Origin of the sequence: Chromobacterium sinusclupearum, assembly GCF_002902845.1 — a bacterium.
GTDB lineage: Bacteria > Pseudomonadota > Gammaproteobacteria > Burkholderiales > Chromobacteriaceae > Chromobacterium > Chromobacterium sinusclupearum.
This window is the reverse complement of the sequence record NZ_PPTF01000060.1, coordinates 1-2628: the sequence shown is the minus strand read 5'-3', so window position 1 is coordinate 2628 and position 2628 is coordinate 1. Positions and strand designations below refer to the sequence as shown.

Annotated in this window: 3 protein-coding genes; 1 reads left to right on the top strand and 2 read right to left on the bottom strand. The window is 62.7% G+C overall.

Going from position 1 to position 2628, the window contains the following annotated elements; translation table 11 throughout:
* Positions 1-914: glycosyl hydrolase family 18 protein (locus tag C2134_RS12000; RefSeq protein WP_233196431.1), on the bottom strand; the 914-nt coding region annotated here is incomplete at its 3' end.
* 135 nt (positions 915-1049) lie between these two features.
* Positions 1050-1754 carry a glutathione S-transferase N-terminal domain-containing protein gene (locus C2134_RS11995; protein WP_103320337.1) on the bottom strand — a complete coding sequence of 235 codons (705 nt, stop codon included), beginning with the start codon at positions 1752-1754 and terminating at the stop codon, positions 1050-1052.
* A gap of 169 nt (positions 1755-1923) precedes the next feature.
* Between C2134_RS11995 and kdsA the strand changes: the two genes are divergently transcribed.
* Positions 1924-2628, top strand: a 705-nt coding sequence (gene kdsA / locus C2134_RS11990; protein ID WP_103320335.1) for a 3-deoxy-8-phosphooctulonate synthase, incomplete at its 3' end; no start/stop codon positions are given.

Sequence of the window (2628 nt, the reverse complement as noted above, 5' to 3'; positions counted from 1 at the left end):
AAGCTGGCCTTCAGCGCCACGCTGCGGGCGTTCTCGGTCCATACCGTATGCAGGCTTCCGTCCGCAGCGCCATAGCGAAAGGTCCAGGAGTTGGTGCCGGCGTCGTAGCTCGGTTGGGCGCCGTAACGGTCGATCAGCGCCTGCGTGTCCTTCCAGTGCAGCATGCCGCCCACGCCCTCGCGTTGCCAGTCATAGCCATAGGCCGGGATGCCGTTCAGAATCTTGCCCGCCGGCACCAGCGATACGGCGTAGTCCAGATCGTTTTCCATCCAATCCGAACCGGCGACCGGTCCGGGGCTCCAGTCGGGAATCCGCTCGTCGTAGGTCATGATCTGCAGATAATCCGCCCCGCCCCCCAGCGCCTGCAGATCGTAGCCGTAATTGGCAGGATGGTCGTAATCGGCGCCGGAAAAGGCCGGCACGCTGACGATCAGCTTCAGCCCCTTGGCATGCAGCGCCCTAGCCAGGGTCTGCACAAAATTGCCGAAGTTGTAACGGTCGCCCTGCGCCACGTTCTCGAAATCGACATTGATGCCGGCAAAGCCGTTCTGCTGCGCGAACTTCACCAGATTGGCCACCGCCGGCTGCAAAGCCGAGGTGGATACCGCGTGCGCGATGCCGGCGCTCCAGTTGCCCTTGCCGTCCACATTGGACACACAGCCATAGGCCGCGATCTTCTTGCCGCGCAGGAAGGCGATGGCATCATCCGGCGCATCGTCGCCATTGCCCTTCACCACGCCCTGGGCCGTGATGTTGTAGAAGTCTATGGCGGCCGCGTTGAAATTAGCGGAATACTTGCTTAGCGCGGCGTAATTGCCGGGATAGCCAGAGTAGTAAGCCAGAACCATGGGCGCGGCCTGGACGGCTGCGCCCATCAGGCTGCAGATCAGCGCGGCGGCGATGCGTTTTTTCATTTATCTTGTCCCTGTGTTTGGCCAGCAATCCAGCCTCGGCTCCAAATCCAAACCGGTTTAAAATCGACCGGCCAATATTAAACCCCCATCCGACAAAACAAATTACAAACTCATGACCTCCGCACGGTAATAATGCTAAGCCCGCGGCGGAATCGCCAGCCCGCGCGCCACTGCCGGCCGCGCAACAAAGGCCGTCAAAACGCGTTGCAGATTCGGGCAGTCGGCAAAGCCCACCAGTTCGCCCGCGCCATAGTAGTCGACCAGATTGCGCACCCACGGCCAGATGGCGATGTCGGCGATGGTGTATTCATCGCCCATGATCCACTGGCGCCCGGCCATCCTCCCCTCCAGCACGCCCAGCAGGCGGCGCGACTCGGCGACATAGCGATCGCACGGCCGCTTGTCCTCGTAATCCTTGCCGGCGAACTTATGGAAGAAGCCCAATTGGCCGAACATCGGCCCGATGCCGCCCATCTGGAACATCAGCCACTGCAGGGTTTCATAGCGGCGGGCGGGGTCAGCCGGCAGCAGCTTGCCAGTCTTTTCCGCCACATAGATCAGAATGGCGCCGGACTCGAACAGCGCCAGCGGTTTGCCGCCGGGGCCGTTTGGATCGAGGATGGCCGGAATCTTGTTGTTCGGGTTCAGCGACAAGAATTCCGGCGATAGCTGCTCGTTGCGCTCGAAGCTGACGGTATGCACCTCATAGGGCAGCCCGGTTTCCTCCAGCATGATGGACACCTTGACGCCGTTAGGCGTGGGCAGAGAATACAGCTGCAAGCGGTCCGGATATTGGGCCGGCCATTTGCCGGTGATCGGAAAGGCGGACAGGTCTGCCATGGGCGAACTTTCTTTTGGGGTGGTCAAACCGACACTATACGCGTACGGCATGTTCGCGTCGCCGCCGCTTGCGCGGGATGGCCCGCGCCGCGCCGTGGGTATATCATGTCGTTTTGCTCAATCCGGCCGCGCCCCTCGCGCGGCCGCGCACGAACACAGGAAGACTCCCTTGATCAACGTTACCCTTTCCCCGTCCGTCACCGTCGGCAACGCAGCCCCGTTCACGCTGTTCGGCGGCGTCAATGTGCTGGAATCACGCGATCTGGCGCTGCGCGCCGCCGAGGAATACGTTCGCGTCACCCAGAAGCTGGGCATTCCCTACGTGTTCAAGGGCAGCTTCGACAAGGCCAACCGCTCGTCCATCCACTCCTACCGCGGGCCAGGCCTGGAAGAAGGCATGAAGATCCTGCAGGCGGTGAAGGATGCCTTCGGCGTGCCGGTGATCACCGACGTGCACGAGCCGTGGCAAGCCGCCCCCGTGGCGGAAGTGGCGGACGTAGTCCAGCTGCCGGCCTTCCTGGCCCGCCAGACCGACTTGGTGGTGGCATTGGCCAAAACGGGCCGCGCCGTCAACATCAAGAAGCCGCAATTCATGAGCCCGGCGCAGATCCAGAACGTGGTGGAAAAGTTCGTCGAAGCCGGCAACGAGCAGCTGATCCTGTGCGACCGCGGCACCTGCCTCGGTTACGACAATCTGGTGGTGGACATGCTGGGTTTCGGCGTGATGAAGAAGGTATCCGGCAACCGCCCGGTGATTTTCGACGTGACCCACGCGCTGCAACAGCGCGAATCCGGCGCCGCCGCTTCCGGCGGCCGCCGCGCCCAAGTGGCGGAGCTCGCCCGCGCCGGCATGGCGGTGGGTTTAGCCGGCCTG